At 70.5% G+C, this 14,034-nt stretch carries 14 protein-coding genes and 2 pseudogenes; 2 read left to right on the top strand and 14 right to left on the bottom strand.

Annotated elements, in window-relative coordinates; all coding sequences use genetic code 11:
- The 7 genes from VNR91_RS04875 to dapF all read right to left on the bottom strand — a co-directional run.
- Positions 1–1,124: OmpA family protein (locus VNR91_RS04875; protein WP_325489658.1), on the bottom strand; the 1,124-nt coding region annotated here is incomplete at its 3' end.
- A 108-nt stretch (positions 1,125–1,232) separates the two neighbouring features.
- Positions 1,233–1,739, bottom strand: coding sequence for a DUF2793 domain-containing protein (locus VNR91_RS04870; protein WP_325489657.1), 507 nt, complete (start codon positions 1,737–1,739; stop codon positions 1,233–1,235).
- 11 nt (positions 1,740–1,750) lie between these two features.
- Positions 1,751–1,990, bottom strand: coding sequence for a hypothetical protein (locus tag VNR91_RS04865; RefSeq protein WP_325489656.1), 240 nt, complete (start codon positions 1,988–1,990; stop codon positions 1,751–1,753).
- A 328-nt stretch (positions 1,991–2,318) separates the two neighbouring features.
- Complete coding sequence (locus tag VNR91_RS04860; RefSeq protein WP_325489655.1) at positions 2,319–2,459, bottom strand: hypothetical protein; 141 nt, start codon at positions 2,457–2,459, stop codon at positions 2,319–2,321.
- Positions 2,460–2,560: 101 nt separating this feature from the next.
- A complete protein-coding gene (locus VNR91_RS04855; protein ID WP_325489654.1) occupies positions 2,561–2,950 on the bottom strand; it encodes an HK97 family phage prohead protease in 390 nt (129 codons plus the stop codon).
- Positions 2,947–3,072 carry a hypothetical protein gene (locus tag VNR91_RS04850; RefSeq protein ID WP_325489653.1) on the bottom strand — a complete coding sequence of 42 codons (126 nt, stop codon included), beginning with the start codon at positions 3,070–3,072 and terminating at the stop codon, positions 2,947–2,949. Before VNR91_RS04850 ends, VNR91_RS04855 begins: the two co-directional genes overlap by 4 nt.
- Positions 3,073–3,361: 289 nt before the next feature.
- Complete coding sequence (dapF, locus tag VNR91_RS04845) at positions 3,362–4,297, bottom strand: diaminopimelate epimerase (protein ID WP_325489660.1); 936 nt, start codon at positions 4,295–4,297, stop codon at positions 3,362–3,364.
- A gap of 90 nt (positions 4,298–4,387) precedes the next feature.
- Between dapF and VNR91_RS04840 the strand changes: the two genes are divergently transcribed.
- Positions 4,388–6,949, top strand: coding sequence for a DUF2339 domain-containing protein (locus VNR91_RS04840; RefSeq protein WP_325489652.1), 2,562 nt, complete (start codon positions 4,388–4,390; stop codon positions 6,947–6,949).
- Here the strand turns inward: VNR91_RS04840 and VNR91_RS04835 are convergent.
- Positions 6,934–7,416: pseudogene (locus VNR91_RS04835) on the bottom strand (DUF6456 domain-containing protein). The gene VNR91_RS04840 and the pseudogene VNR91_RS04835 sit on opposite strands and share 16 nt — an antisense overlap.
- A gap of 94 nt (positions 7,417–7,510) precedes the next feature.
- Here VNR91_RS04835 and VNR91_RS04830 point away from each other — a divergent pair.
- On the top strand, positions 7,511–8,092 hold the full coding sequence (locus VNR91_RS04830) for a helix-turn-helix transcriptional regulator (RefSeq protein ID WP_325489651.1): 582 nt from the start codon (positions 7,511–7,513) through the stop codon (positions 8,090–8,092).
- Here the strand turns inward: VNR91_RS04830 and VNR91_RS04825 are convergent.
- From VNR91_RS04825 to VNR91_RS04800, 6 genes and pseudogenes are all read right to left on the bottom strand, one after another.
- Complete coding sequence (locus VNR91_RS04825; protein ID WP_325489650.1) at positions 8,087–8,653, bottom strand: helix-turn-helix transcriptional regulator; 567 nt, start codon at positions 8,651–8,653, stop codon at positions 8,087–8,089. The genes VNR91_RS04830 and VNR91_RS04825 overlap by 6 nt on opposite strands.
- Before the next feature lie 154 nt (positions 8,654–8,807).
- The gene (locus VNR91_RS04820) at positions 8,808–9,575 is read right to left on the bottom strand and encodes an ABC transporter permease (RefSeq protein ID WP_325489649.1); all 768 of its coding nucleotides are present in this window, start codon (positions 9,573–9,575) and stop codon (positions 8,808–8,810) included.
- On the bottom strand, positions 9,575–10,498 hold the full coding sequence (locus VNR91_RS04815; RefSeq protein WP_325489648.1) for an ABC transporter ATP-binding protein: 924 nt from the start codon (positions 10,496–10,498) through the stop codon (positions 9,575–9,577). Before VNR91_RS04815 ends, VNR91_RS04820 begins: the two co-directional genes overlap by 1 nt.
- A gap of 93 nt (positions 10,499–10,591) precedes the next feature.
- On the bottom strand, positions 10,592–11,311 hold the full coding sequence (locus VNR91_RS04810; protein ID WP_325489647.1) for a DsbA family protein: 720 nt from the start codon (positions 11,309–11,311) through the stop codon (positions 10,592–10,594).
- Positions 11,308–12,684: a M48 family metalloprotease gene (locus tag VNR91_RS04805; protein WP_414712375.1), complete on the bottom strand. Its 1,377-nt coding sequence runs from the start codon at positions 12,682–12,684 to the stop codon at positions 11,308–11,310. The genes VNR91_RS04810 and VNR91_RS04805 overlap by 4 nt, the downstream gene beginning before the upstream one ends.
- A 79-nt stretch (positions 12,685–12,763) precedes the next feature.
- Positions 12,764–14,034: pseudogene (locus tag VNR91_RS04800) on the bottom strand (ribonuclease E/G); the annotation flags it as partial.

Genomic DNA, 14,034 nt, shown 5'->3' with positions numbered 1-14,034 from the left:
CCGTAGGTGATTTCCACGCGACGGTTCTGGAGCTCGCGGACGCCATCGGCGGTGTCGACGCGCGGACGGCTTTCGCCGAACGCTTCGGTCGAGATGACCCCGTCCGGAATCCCGTGCGACGACATATAGCCACGCACCGAGTCCGCACGACGCTGCGAGAGGCCGACGTTGTAGCTCGCCGCACCCGAACGGTCGGCGTGACCGGCCAGCATGACCTGCGCGTTGCCGCAATTCTGATACGCCGAGATGGCGTTGTCGAGAATGCCCGAAGCCTCCGGCGTGATATCCGAGCGATCCCACTCGAAGAACACGATGTACGGTCCCGGCGTGCACACAGGCGGCGGCGGGGGCGGAGGAGGCGGCGGCGGCGGAGGCGGCGGCGGGGGCGGAGGAGGCGGCGGCGGCGGCGGAGCTGCCGGTTCGCCGAAGTTGTAGACCAGACCGCCCAGGATGCTGTGCGACCGGTAACGGCCCTCGTTGGTGCGGCCGGTCACGTCCACCAGCTTCACGTCGTCGGCGTTGAAGAAACGATACTTCAGCGTCGCGTCGAGGTGATCGCCGAGCGGCGCGCGGATGCCCGCGATGCCCTGCCATGCGAAGACGGTGTCGGAGTCGTCGAGGAACGGACCGTTGCCGTTCAGCGAGTAATCCTGCGCCTTGACGCGAGCGACACCGGCACCACCGCCGACGAAGCCCTGGACGCCATCATCGTCACCGAAGTCGAGCAACGCGTTCAGCATGAAGCTGAGCGCGCTCGTCTTGCCACCGGCACCGCTGTACGAACCCGCTGCGGCGTTCGTCAGAGCACCAGCGCTGGTGTAGGCCGGAGTCGTCAGCGACGAGCGATAGCCATCGACGCCGGCGCGCTTGTAGCCGACTTCCGCCTCGACGCGGAACGCGCCGAAGTCGTAACCGATGATCCCGTCGAAGTCGTAGCCATAATCATGGTCGACCTTGGACGCAGCCGGCGTCTTGACGCCTGCAGCATTCGTGATGTCGTAGTTGATGTCCTCTACGAGCGTAACGCCGCCCTCAACGCCAACGTACCACGACTTGTCGCGGGCGAAGGCGGGAGCGCTGAGCGCGGTTGAGGCGAGCGCCAGTACGACGGCGAGCTTCCGCATCATAATCCCCTTTCAATGGTGTCCTACGGACAGCGCAAACTCCCTACCCGCAGCTTGGTTGCAGCGCAAGCGCACAAATTCCCACAACTGTTGCCCGGACGTCACAGATTACGCGGATAAGATCAGGTTATGATGCCGCAATACCGCCAGGATCGCGGAAATCGCCGCGCGGGCTTCGTCGTCTGTGGTCGCGCCCCCGGCCGGCGCGGCGATGGCCGCCGCCGGGGCGCCCAGCATCGCCTCTCCGGCCAGGACCAGCGAATCGCCGATGATCGTCCCCATCTCCCAGCCGGCGTCGCCATACCGGGCGTGGATGCCCGGATCTTCCACCCAGATCGTCATCCCGCGGCGCGGCACGACGAAGCGCCAGCCGGCCAGGGTCCAGCCGGCGATCTCACCCGCGTGGCCGTCCCATGCCCCGGTCGGCGCATCGCCCACCAGCCAGCACGCGCCCTGCGCGGGAGCAGCGGGCGGCGTATCGACCCCGGCCGCAGCCACCATCGGGTGCACGATCAGATCAAGCGCGGCCAGCGCCTCGTTGTGGGTCATCTCCTTCTGGATCTGGCCCGGCGCCAGCAGTGCCAGTCCCCAGCGCGCGGTGGTATCTTCGCTCATCTTCCCCTCCCTCAGTCCGGCAGCGTCAGTGTCGCGGCGGGCGACTGGCCGAACGACCCGACCTGGCGCAGTTCGACGACCGATCCCGTGCCCGTCGCCAGCGGCAGCGCGATCGTCGCGGTCGGCGCCCCGGTCATGATCACCGCGCTGCCGCCATCCCCTTCCAGGGTGATGCGATAGGCCTCGACCTCCTCGACCAGCGGCGAATCGACCCCGTCGATCCAGCGCCATCCGGCCCGGCTCCGCCGCACCCAGTCGAGCCGAACCAGTCGCAGGCCACCGCCTCGCTCACTTCGGCATAGCCTCCCGCGCCGCCGCTGGCGCCGCTCATCGCCTTGACCTCGACGGTGTCTCCCGATCGCACGAACGCGGCAAAGCCGTCGCCGCGCGTCGCGCCCCCGGCCAGCGGCGGCCGCGCCGCCGGCACCCCACCCATCGCCACCGTGCCAAAGCTCGCCTCCAGCACGCTCGTCACATCACTCATGCCCGTCTCCCCAAAAAGGAAAGGGCGCGCCGCGATGGCACGCCCTTTCCGGTCCAACACTGTCGTGGCGGGGCGCGTTCGCCCGCCGATCGGCGCTATGACAGCAGCACCGCCAGTTCATGTCCCAGCAGCAGGCCGTTCTCGGCCGCCCCGGCAGACAGTTTCGTCACCCGCGGCGCCCGCCACGGTTGCCGCGCCGCGCGCGTGCGTTCGATCGTCCTCTTGTGACCGTCCATGTCGTCCTCCGCCTGACGCCTGGCCGCGCCATGGCGGGCCGCGCGCATAGTGGCGGGAACAGGTCTTGGAAGTTTCCTGCGACAGCCTCCGTTTCGGAGGATCAGGGTGCCGCCCCGTCGGGAAAATCCTCCACAACGGCGTGGACCCGCGCCAGCCGCTGCATCGGCTGCGCGACCAGGCTGACCTCGACCAGCTCGATCGCGGTCAGTTCGCGCCGCGCGCCCTCCCGGCACGCCCGCACCCGATAGCCGAACGACAGCCCGTCGACCGCGCCGCCACGTACCAGCCCGGCCAGCCGCGCGTCGTCGATCCGCCCGGTCACGCGCAGTCCCCGCGCATCCTCGCCGATCGTGTCGATCCGGCCGACCGGCGCGCCCCGGTGCTGCCACAGCAGCGGCACCGGCGCGACCGGGCCGAACGCCCCGCGCCGCACCACGTCGCCGCCGCGATCGGGCGTGTCGAACACGGCGGCATAGCCCGCGAACCTCATTTCAGCAGCGTCCACAGCCCGGTCCGCACCGCCAGCCCGACCAGCACCAGCGCCAGCAGCAGCTGCACGATCCAGCCCGCCACCGCACCCCCTGATCGTATCGTCCATCGCCCGCTCCCCAAATGCGAACGGGCCGGCGGCCATCGGGGCAGATCGGCCTTCAGTTCTGCCGGGCGGCAAATGGAGAGTCTCCGCGCTTCCGGTGCTCAGGGACCGTCAGTCCGCTGTGCGCCGGGTCACGGGAGACCCCATTCTCGCTCCACCATTTCCTGAATGCCGATCCGCTGCCAGGCGCCGGCCCGTTCGCTGCGCGCCGGTCGGCTGCCCCCTGCCGCCCGACTCGCAATTCTTCAGCATTCCCGTTATGTACCGAACGAGCGTGACGATGTCAAGCCAAAAGTGCCAAATACGTTATTCCGGCCGCAGCGCCGCCCACGCCGCCACCTCCGCGTCGCGCCGCGCGGTCACCGTCAGCTCCGTTGCCGCGCCCGATGCCAGGTCGATCTCGATTTCGCCGTCCCATTCGAACGTCGCGTTGCCCGCGATCGTCACCATGCCGTCGGCCTCGGCGCTGGCGCGGACCAGCCCGCCGGGGTTGAACACGGTGATCTCGCGCCCGAACGGCACGCGACCGGTGCGCCCCGCGGCATAGGTCGATGCCGCCATCGCGCTGCCACAGGCATCGGTCAGCCCCACCCCACGCTCGAACGTCTGCACGAACAGGTCGCCGCCCGCGCGCGGCGCGACGAACGACACATTGGCGCGATCGGCCAGCAGCGCGGGCCGCGCCTCGCACCATTCGCCCAGCGCGACCAGTTCCGCCACGTCGATCGCCTCGACAAAGCTCACCAGATGCGGGTTCGGCATCGCCACCGCGGTGAATGCGCGGTCGCTCGGCAATCCGGGGATCGCGGCATCGACCACTGGCCCCGTGACGCGCAGCCCGACGTCGGCGGGCGCCAGCGATGCTGGACCGGCGCGGGTGCGGATCGTCGCGACGCCGGGCGCCAGCTCGGCCACCCGCGCCGCTTCGGCGGTCGAGATCTTGAGCCGCACCGTCGCCGCGTCGATCCCCAGCGCCTCGAACCCGGCGCGCGCGGTACAGCGCAGCCCGTTCAGGCATGTCTCCGCCTCCGATCCGTCGGAATTGAACATCCGCATGCCAAAGCCGGCGCTGTCGTCGCCGCCGGTCAGCAACAACAGCCCGTCGCCGCCGACCGGGCCGCTGCGGTCGGCCAGCGCGCGCGCCACCGTCGCCCATTCGCCGTCGGACAGCGCGATCGCGCGCGCGTCGATCAGGGGAAACTGGTTCCCCGATCCGTGGCATTTGGTGAAAGCGAACCGCATCAGCTTGGTGTCTCCCGTCATCATCCCAGTTCGCGGGGGACGATCGCCGCGCGCTGTGGCATAGCAGGGCGTGAAGGGGAGCGCACGACGTTGACCATCCTGCTCGTTCTCGTCGCGCTGGCGGTGCTGGTGGCGCCGTTCGCCGCGCTCGTGGTGGCGCTGTCGTTCAGCGCCCGCATCCGCCGGCTCGAGCATGAGATCGTTCGCCTGCGCGCAACCGGCGTCGCGCCGCCGGTCGACGATACCGCCCGCACCGGCGCCGACCTGCCTCCGCCCGCCCCGGCAACCGCCGGCCGCGCCGCCGCGCCCTCGGTCACCGCGCCCGCTCCGTTGTCCGATCCGCCACGCCGCCCCGCGACCGTCGTGTCGGCACCACCTGCTCCACCTGCTCCACCTGCTCCACCGCCGCCCCCAACCCCGTCGCGCCGCCCCTTCCTCGAGGACGCGATCGGCGGCCGCCTCCCGATCTGGATCGGCGGCGCCGCCCTCGTCCTCGCCGGCTTCTTCCTGATCCGATACACCGTCGAATCCGGCCTTTTAGGCCCACGCGTCCGCACGATCCTGGCGGCGATCTTTTCGTTGCTGCTGGTTGCCGCGAGCGAAGTCGCCCGGCGTCTGCCGCTGACGCGCGGCGATCCGCGCGTCGGGCAGGTTCTGGCCGGCGCCGCGGTCGCCAGCGCCTATGGCACGCTCTACATCGCGGCGACCCAATATCATCTGGTCGGCGCGGTCGCCGCGTTCGCGATCATGATCGCCATCACCGCCGCCGCGCTGTTCCTCGCGCTGCGCCACGGCCCGCCCACCGCGGTGATGGCGCTGGTCGGCGGGTTCGCCGCCCCGCTGGTCGCCGGCTTCGACGCGGCCGGGATCGGTCCGCTGCTGACCTATCTGGCGCTGTTCGTCGCCGCGCTGTTCGGTCTCGCGATCCGGCGCGGATGGACGTGGCTGGCGATCAGCGCGATCGTCGCGGGTTTCGGCTGGGCCAATCTGATCGTGGTCCTCGCCGATGGAAGGGACGCCGGCGCGGTCGCCGGCTTCGTCGTGGCATTGGCGATCGGTGCAACCCTGGCCTTGCCACGCGCCGGCGGGCATCTGCGCTGGATCCGGCTCGCGCCGCTGGTCGCCGGCCTCATCCAGCTCGTCATGCTCGCCCCGGTGCTGCAATTCGACGGGTTCGCCTGGGGCTTCTATCTGGTCCTCGCCGCCGCCGCGCTGGTCCTTGCCTGGCGTGATCCGGCGATGTTGCCCGGTGCCGGCGCGGCCGTGCTGCTGGTGCTCGTCCTGATCGCCATGGGATGCCACACCCCCGCGACCGGGGTCACGCCGATCGCCGCGATCGTCGCGACGCTGATGTTCGGTGCCAGCGGCGCGCTGTTGTCGCGCAATGCCCGCGAATGGGCGGGCATCGCCGTCGCCGGCATCGCCGGACCGGTGCTGATCGCCCACGGCTTCGCCCCTCGCCTGCTGCAACCAATCGGCTGGAGCGTGATCGAACTCGCGCTCGCCGTCGCCGCGCTGGCACTCGCGTGGCGCCATCGCGATCGCGCCGGGTCCGCCGACGTCGGCCTGGTCGCCGGCACCGCCGCCGCCGCGCTGCTCGGCGGGATCGCCCTCGTCAGCTATGTCCCGCTGCTGTGGGCTGCCGTGCCGGTCGCCGCCGTCATGATCGCGTTGGCAGGGTGGGCGCGGCAGTGGCCCGACGCCGCGCTGGCGCGGCTGCCGGCGATCGCGCTCGCCGCGTTGGTGATGCTGGAGCTCCAGCCGCTCGGAACAATGGCCGGGCTGGTCGGCGCGTCGATGGTCGGTGACCATACGCCCTATCTCAATCTGCCGCCGCTGATCGAGGTATTGCTGCGCATCGGCGTGCCCGCGCTGGCGACCTGCGGCCTGCTTGCCGTCGATCGCGGCGCCTTCGCCGGCGGACGCCCGGTCGCCGGGGCGATCGCCGCGCTGTTCGCCACCATCACCGTCTATGCGCTGGCGAAGCAGCCGCTGGCGATCGCAACCCCGGCCGATTTCGTCGCCTGGGGCTTCACCGAACGCGCCGCCATCACTCTCGCGATGCTCGTCGCCGGCTGGCTTGCGTGGCGCGCCGCGCTGCCGGCGCTCGGCAACGCGTTCGCCGCGCTGGCGCTGTTCCGCATCCTGTGGTTCGACCTGATGGTGCTCAACCCGGTGGGCACCGCCCAGTTCGTCGGCCCCGCCCCGATCGCCAACATGGCGGTGCTGCTCCCCGCCATCGCCGCCGCGCTGCTGGTTCAGCGGATGGGGGTCTGGCGCCTGATCAGCCTCACCCTCACCGCGCTCGCCGTCGCTGCGGCGGTGCGCCAGCTCGCGCACGGCAGTCTCCTGACCGGCGACATCGGCAGCACAGAGAATTGGGGCTATTCCGCCGCCTTCCTGCTGCTGGCCATCGCGTGGCTATGGCGCGGCATCGTCACCGGCTCGCGCACGCTGCGCAGCTTCGGGCTTGGCCTGCTCACCCTCGTCGTGCTCAAGGTGTTCCTGATCGACGTCGCCTCGTCTGGTGGCCTGCTGCGCATCGTCGCGCTGCTCGGGCTCGGTCTGGCGCTGATCGGCATCGGCTGGGCCTATCGCCGGGTATTTCCCGCCGTCGCGGCCGACCCACCGCCCGCTCAACCCAGCCCATAGTGATCCGCCAGCCGGTCGAGCGCCAGCCCCAGCACCACCTTGCCCGATCGCGCCGGCCACCCCAGCGCCTTTTCGGCAACGGGCAGCCCCTCGCCCGCGCACACCACGCGCCACAGCACGTCGGCCAGCCCTGGACCGACCGCGTCAACCGCCGCATCGAACCGCCGCTTCGCCGCGATACCCGCCAGCGTCGGATCGAGCGGGGCTGAAGCGCCGCGCGGTCCGCGCCGCGCCGGGGCGGCATCCTACCGCATCGTCACCCGCGCGCCCAATTGCGCCGTCTCGTAATCTGCGCGCAACCGCTCGCCCGCCTCGAATCCCCGTGCATCGACCAACCCGCGCGCCCGGAGCCACCCCAGCGCCGATTCGGCCAGGTTGACCGTGACGCTGCGCCCGCCCGCGCCCTTCCCCGGCGCCCGGTCCGTCACCCGCCCGTCCTCGATCGTCCGCTCGATCAACTCCCGCATTCGCCGCTCCTGCCGCTCCGAGTCGGCGCAGGGTTGCCATAACGGCCCGCATGTAGGAAAGAACAATCACCATATCGGTTCAAGGAACGCCGCAATGATCACCGCCATCCGCGAGGTTCGCCGCGCCAAGGGCATGACGCTCGATGACGTCGCCCGGGCCTGCGTGCCGCCGACCACGGCGCAGACCATCGGCCGGCTGGAAACGGGCACGCGCACCGTATCGGTCGGCTGGCTCAACCGGATCGCCGACGCGCTCGGAGTCGACGCCGGCGATCTCGTCTCCCTGCCCGACCGCCCCGATATCCCGGTCGCCGCCGAACTGGGCGCGGACGGCGCGCACGCCCCCCGCCGCGCGGCGGCGGCGGTGCCGCCAAAGCCGACGCCCGAAATGGTGGCGATCACCGTCACCGGCGGCATCGGCGATTATCGCGCGGGGGACGAGATCTGGTGCGTGCGGCTCGCCCCCGGCGGCTATGCCCGCGCGCTCAACCGCGATGTCCTCGTGCCTCGCCCGGCGGGACGGTTCCTGTTCGGTCGCCTGATCGGCCGCGAGGAGCCAACCGCCCAGGGCGGCGGTAAGCTTCACCTGCTCCCGTTCGGCGCCGGGCAACGCCAGCAGGTCGTCGCCGATCCGCCGTGGCTGGCGCACGCGGTGCGGCTGGTGCGCGGGCTATGAGTCGGCGAACGCCCGCACGTCGGTGCTATCCGCCAGTTGTTGCAGCAGCAGGCGGCGATCGCGGAACCCCGTCTCTCGCACCGTCAGGTCACGCAACCCGCTGACAAAGAACTGGCGGTGATCCCGCCGCTTTTCGCACCAGGCGAGCAGCTTGATCCCCTGCGGCGGGTGGACCAGCGCGAGCGGCAGCACCGTCCGCGTCGTCACCGCTCCCGCCAGATCGGTATAGTCGAACGACACCGCGCGGCAATCGCACACCGCCGCGTGCAATGCGGTAAGTACCGGCGATCCCGCTTGGCCCGTGCGCGCCCGCCCGTAGCGACACGCGGCCGAGGCGACGTCAAACGCGCGGTAGATGCGCACCAGCAACGCGCCTTCGGGATCGCTGTCGGCCATGTGCGCCAGCACCGCGTCGGCCTTGCCCGCGAGCACCGGGTCGCCCAGGTCCGCGGCGCGCGCCAGCCCGCGCAAAGCGGCATCGCGCAGATCGGCATCGTCCGGCGCATCGCCGCGCGCGGCCGCCACCGCCGCGTTGCCGATCGGCATCAGCGATCCGGTCATCCCCGTCGCGAACGCGCGGCGCGTCAGGGCGAATTGTCGATCGGAGGGCACAGCGCCGTCTCCCCTGGACTGTTGGCTGGTCGCTATAGCCTGCATCGCCGGCGAACAGGAAGAGTACGCCCGCTCCTACGCCGCGCGCGCCCGACTTCCGCGCTCAATTCTTCAGCCGCCACCCGGTCCTGAAGATCCACGCGATCGCGACGAAGCACAGCAGCAGGAAGCCGGCGGTGAAGCCCAGGCTCCATGCGACGCTGACGTCGCCGCGCCCGAAGAAGCTCCAGCGGAATCCGCTGACCAGATAGACCACCGGGTTGAACAGGCTGACCGTTCGCCATGGCTGCGGCAGCATGTCGATCGAGTAGAAAGCGCCGCCAAGGAAGGTCAACGGCGTCACCAGCAGCGCCGGAACGAACGAGAGTTGCTCGAATCCCTTGGCCCAGATGCCGATGATGAACCCGAACATGCTGAACGTGACCGATGTCAGCACCAGGAACGCCAGCATCGCCACCGGATGCTCGATGCGCAGCGGCACGAAACAGGCGGCGGTGGCGAGGATGATGAGGCCCAGCACCACGGATTTGGTCGCCGCCGCACCGACATAGCCCAGCACCATCTCGAACGCGGAAACCGGTGCCGACAGCAGCTCGAACATCGTCCCGGTGAACTTGGGGAAGTAGATGCCGATCGACGCGTTGGAGATGCTCTGGGTCAACAGCGACAGCATGATGAGGCCGGGCACGATGAAACTGCCGTAGCCGACCCCGCCCACGTCATGCATCCGGCTCCCGATCGCGCCGCCGAACACGACGAAATACAGGCTGGTGGTGATGACCGGGGTGACCAGGCTCTGCCACAGCGTGCGCAGCGCGCGCGCCATCTCGAAGCGGTAGATCGCCCAGACGCCATGGTGGTTGAAGCCCATCACTTTTGCTCCACCAGATCGACGAAAATGTCCTCGAGGCTCGACTTGGACGTCTCCAGATCCTTGAACGCGATGTCGAGGTCGTGGAGCCGGCGCAGCAGCGAGGGAATGCCGGTACGTTCGGCCTGGGCATCGAACACATAGCGCAGCGTGCGGCCGTCGTTCTCCAGCGCAAGATGCCATTCGCTCAGTTCGGCCGGGATCGCCGCCAGCGGCTCGACCAGCGCGATGTCCATCTCGCGCTTGCCCAGCTTCTTCATCAGCTCGGTCTTGTCCTCGACCAACAGCAACTCGCCCTTGTTGATCACGCCGACGCGGTCGGCCATCTCCTCGGCTTCCTCGATATAATGGGTGGTGAGGATGATGGTGGTGCCGCGCTCGCGCAGGCTCCCGATCAGCTTCCACATGTCGCGGCGCAGCGACACGTCGACCCCGGCGGTGGGTTCGTCGAGGAACAGGATGTCGGGCTCGTGGCTCAGCGCCTTGGCGATCAGCACGCGGCGCTTCATGCCGCCGGAAAGCTCCATGATCTTGGCGCCGCGCTTGTCCCACAGCGACAGGTCGCGCAGCAGCTGTTCGAGATAGGCCTCGTTCGGCGCGCGCCCGAACAGGCGGCGACTGAAGCGGACTGTCGCCAGCACCGTTTCGAACATGTCGACCGACAGTTCCTGCGGCACCAGTCCGATCAGCCGCCGCGCGGCGCGATAGTCGGCCAGCGCGTCGTGGCCGGCGACGGCGATCGTGCCGGTGGAGGGGGTGACGATGCCGCAGACGATCGAGATCAGCGTGGTCTTGCCCGCGCCGTTCGGCCCGAGCAGCGCGAAGATCTCGCCCTTGCGGATTTCGAGGTCGACATGCTTGAGCGCCTGATGGCCCGACGCATAGGTCTTGCTGACGCCGGTTAGGGCGAGGATCGATGTCACGGGAATGAAGCCCCCCTTCCCTGCGGACGAGGACGGGAAGTAGGGACACCGGCCGTCCGGGGCAAGGCCGGGCGTTTGGCCCGAGCCGTCAACTTAACCCTTGACGCGCGCCGCCTTCACCGCGGCCACCAGCGCGTCATAGCCGATCGCGCCCGACGCGACGCGGTCGCCGATCACCCAGCTGGGCGTGCCCGACATGCCGACCGCGCCCGCGACCTTCAGGTTCCTGGCGATCTCCGCCGCGACCGGCTCCGATCGTGCGACAGCGGCCGCGCGCACCCGGTCGAGCCCAGCGGCGGCGGCGGCGGCGGCGATGCTCGCCTCGCTCGGCCGGCCGGCGGCATAAAGCGCCTCATGGAACGCCATGAACTTGCCCTGTTCGGCGGCGGCTAGGCTCCATTCGGCGGCGGTCTTGCTCTCCGCGCTGAGGATCGGCAGCTCGCGATAGACGATGCGGACGCCCGGATCGCCGCGCACCAGTTCGGCCAGCGCGGGCAGGCTGGCGCGACAATAGCCGCAGGCATAGTCCATATAGGCGACGACGGTGACGTCGCCCTTGGGATTGCCGCCGACCGCGCCGGGGAAGGGATCGACGATCGCCGCGCGATTGGCCGCCACGGCCTTGGCCGATTCGCGGTCGCGCAACGCCTCCATCGCCTCGGGTATCACTTCGGGGTGCGCCAACAGATAGCCGCGCACATCGCCGCCGGCCGCGTCGGCCGGACGCAGCGACTGGAGCCCCAGCACCGCCGCGCCGCCGACGGCGCCGGCCACGAACAGCAACAGGGCGAACAGGATCGGACGGATCGTCATTTGCGGCGCTTCCCCTTCTGACCGTCCATCGCGGTTTGCGACACCATCATGATGTCCTGGGCACGGATCCAGTCGGCGCTGCCCTGCGGCAGTCCGGCCAGCGCCGCGCGCGAGCTGATCAGCGCGGTGCGGGTATCGCCCGTCAGGTTGGCGCGTTCGGCGGTGGCGAGCGCGGTGCGCGGCTCGTCGCCCTTGCGCTCATAGACGGTGCCGAGCTGGACCCAGGCGAACGGATTGTCGTCGTCGCGCGCCACGGCGGTGCGCAACACCTTCTCCGCTTCGGGAAGGTGCGCGGGATCGTCGGTCGCCAGCAGCGCGTGGCCGAATGTCGTCGCGATCAGCGGCTGGTTGCGCGATCCCTCGGTCGCCTCGCGCAGCGGCGCCAGCGCCGCGACCGGCTTGCCCGATTCGAGCAGGATCTGCCCCTCCAGCTCGAGGAAATAGGGATCGTGCGGCGCCGCCTTGACCAGCGCCGCCGCTTCGGATGCCGCCTGATCGGGATAACCGGACAGGTGATAGGCATAGGCGCGGGCATAGTGCGCGGGGATCGACTGGTCCGATGCTGGATATTTGACCAGCGTCGCCTTGGGATCGTTGACATAGCCGCGCAGCTTGGCCTGGACGCGCTTGAACCGGTCCTCGATCGGCTGGTCGGGTTTGGCGTTCCACGTCGGCGAATCGACCAGATCGTGGGTCAGCGAGGCGATCCGCTCGCTCGACAGCGGGTGGGTATAGTCGAAGCTCCCCTCGCTGTGATCGACGCCGTAACGATATTCCTGGTTCTGCAGCTTCTTGAAGAAGCTCAGCATCCCGCGCCCGCTGACGCCGGCGCTGTTGAGGAAGCGCGCGCCGGCGGCGTCGGCGCTGGCTTCCTGCGTACGGGTAAAGGCGAGCAGGCTGCCCAGCGCGGCGCGCTGGCCGGCGGCGAGGATGCCCGCCCCCGCCTCCGCCCCGCCTGCCGCGATCGCCGCGACGCCGAGCACCAGGCTGAGGATCGATATCCCCATCGCGCCCTTATAGCCCTGATCCTGGAGCGGGACGTGCCCGCCGACGATATGGCCGACCTCGTGCGCGACCACCCCCTGAACCTCATTGGCGGTATCGGCGGCGTCGATCAGGCCGGAATGGATATAGACGATCTGCCCGCCGGCGACGAAGGCGTTGATCGAGGGATCGTTGATCACCACGACGCGGACGTTGGCCGGCGACAGGCCCGACGCGATGATGATCGGCCGGGTCATGTCCGCCAGCAACTGCTCGGTCTCGGCATCGCGCAGGATCGATTGCGCGGCGACCGGCTGGGCCAGCGCGATCGCCGCGCCCGCCGCCGCCGTCGCGAGCCTTTTGGCCCAGCGCGTCATCGAAGCCTGCATGTCCGCCTCTTCCTCCGCGTCGGCTGAACCCCTGCTGAAGCGGCCGCGCCCGTCCCGATCGGGACGGGCGCGGACCGGATCACGCGCCGAACGTGCGCTGCCACCAGCCGCGACGCGGCGAACCGTCGGCGTTCTGGCCATCGGCGCCCTCGTCCTCGCCCGCGGCTGCGGTCACGGTTGCCGCGACCTCCGCGACCGGCTCGGCAGCGTCGGTGACGGGTGCGGGGTCGGCCTTCTTCCGGCGGGTCCGCTTCGGTGCGGCGGCAGGTGCGGGTTCCTCGGCGACAGGTTTCGCCGCCCGAGCCGGCGCAACGACGTCGGCTTCTGCTTCAGCGTCCGGCGCGGCCTTCTTGCGGCGGGTGCGCTTGGGCTTGGCCTCCGGCTCGGGCGCGGCGGCCTCGGCCTCCGGCTCCGGCGCGGCCTCGACCGCCGCTGGCTCGGAGCTCTCGACCTCGGCGACCTTCTTGCGACGGGTACGGCGCGGCTTGGCCTCGACCGGCTCGGGCGCGGCTTCCGCGACCGGCTCCGGCTCAGGCTCGGGCGCTGCTTCGGCCTCGGCCTCGCCGGCCTCCCCCTCGTCGCCGGTCAGTTCGCCGGCCGCCTCGCCGCTGCCGCGACGGCCGCCGCGACGCCCGCGACGACGACGTTTGCGCGGCTCGCCGCCGTCCTCGCCCTCGTTCGCATCGACCGCCTCGACCGGCACATCCTCGCGATTGGCCGGCGCTTCGGCGTCGTCCTCGTCACCCTCGGCCTCGGTCTCCGACTCGTCGCTGCCAGACTCGCCATCCTCGCGATTGCGACCGCGGCGACCACGACGGCGGCGACGGCGGCCACGACGGCCGTCCCCCTCTCCTTCGTCGCGTTCGCCACGCTCGCGACGCGGGGCGCGCTCCTCGGCTTCCTCCGCCTCGGGCTCTTCCTCGTCCTCGATCTCGTCGTCGATGTCCTCGGGCAGCTCGTCGTCGAAATCGTCGACCACCGCCGGATCGAAGCGCGGCGCGTGCGCGGGGGGCGGGCCGGACGCCTCGACCGACATGCGCGCGCCTTCCTGCTCCCCGTCCGACACCACCTCGACGGTGACGCCATAGCGTTCCTCGATCTCGGCCAGCTCGGCCCGCTTCCTGTTGAGCAGGTAGAGCGCGGCTTCCTGGCTGGCGCGCAGCACCAGGACCGAACCGCGACCGCGCGCGGCCTCGTCCTCGATCAGGCGCAGTGCCGACAGCCCGGCCGACGATGCCGTGCGGACCAGCCCGGTGCCCTCGCAATGCGGGCACTGGCGCGTCGACGCCTCCAGCACGCCGGTGCGCAGCCGCTGGCGGCTCATCTCCATCAGCCCGAACGAGCTGATCC

Source organism: Sphingomonas sp., assembly GCF_035555815.1.
Classification (GTDB): Bacteria; Pseudomonadota; Alphaproteobacteria; order Sphingomonadales; family Sphingomonadaceae; genus Sphingomonas.
Note: the sequence above shows the minus strand (reverse complement) of the source record. Positions and strands in the feature narration are given on the sequence as shown.

Coding starts and splice junctions, on each gene's coding strand:
- VNR91_RS04820 (WP_325489649.1), bottom strand. CDS start 9,575: ATGGGCTTCAACCACCATGGCGTCTGGGCGATCTACCGCTTCGAGATG.
- VNR91_RS04830 (WP_325489651.1), top strand. CDS start 7,511: ATGATCACCGCCATCCGCGAGGTTCGCCGCGCCAAGGGCATGACGCTC.
- VNR91_RS04870 (WP_325489657.1), bottom strand. CDS start 1,739: ATGAGCGAAGATACCACCGCGCGCTGGGGACTGGCACTGCTGGCGCCG.
- VNR91_RS04855 (WP_325489654.1), bottom strand. CDS start 2,950: ATGAGGTTCGCGGGCTATGCCGCCGTGTTCGACACGCCCGATCGCGGC.
- VNR91_RS04825 (WP_325489650.1), bottom strand. CDS start 8,653: ATGACCGGATCGCTGATGCCGATCGGCAACGCGGCGGTGGCGGCCGCG.
- VNR91_RS04810 (WP_325489647.1), bottom strand. CDS start 11,311: ATGACGATCCGTCCGATCCTGTTCGCCCTGTTGCTGTTCGTGGCCGGC.
- VNR91_RS04805 (WP_414712375.1), bottom strand. CDS start 12,684: ATGCAGGCTTCGATGACGCGCTGGGCCAAAAGGCTCGCGACGGCGGCG.
- VNR91_RS04860 (WP_325489655.1), bottom strand. CDS start 2,459: ATGGACGGTCACAAGAGGACGATCGAACGCACGCGCGCGGCGCGGCAA.
- dapF (WP_325489660.1), bottom strand. CDS start 4,297: ATGCGGTTCGCTTTCACCAAATGCCACGGATCGGGGAACCAGTTTCCC.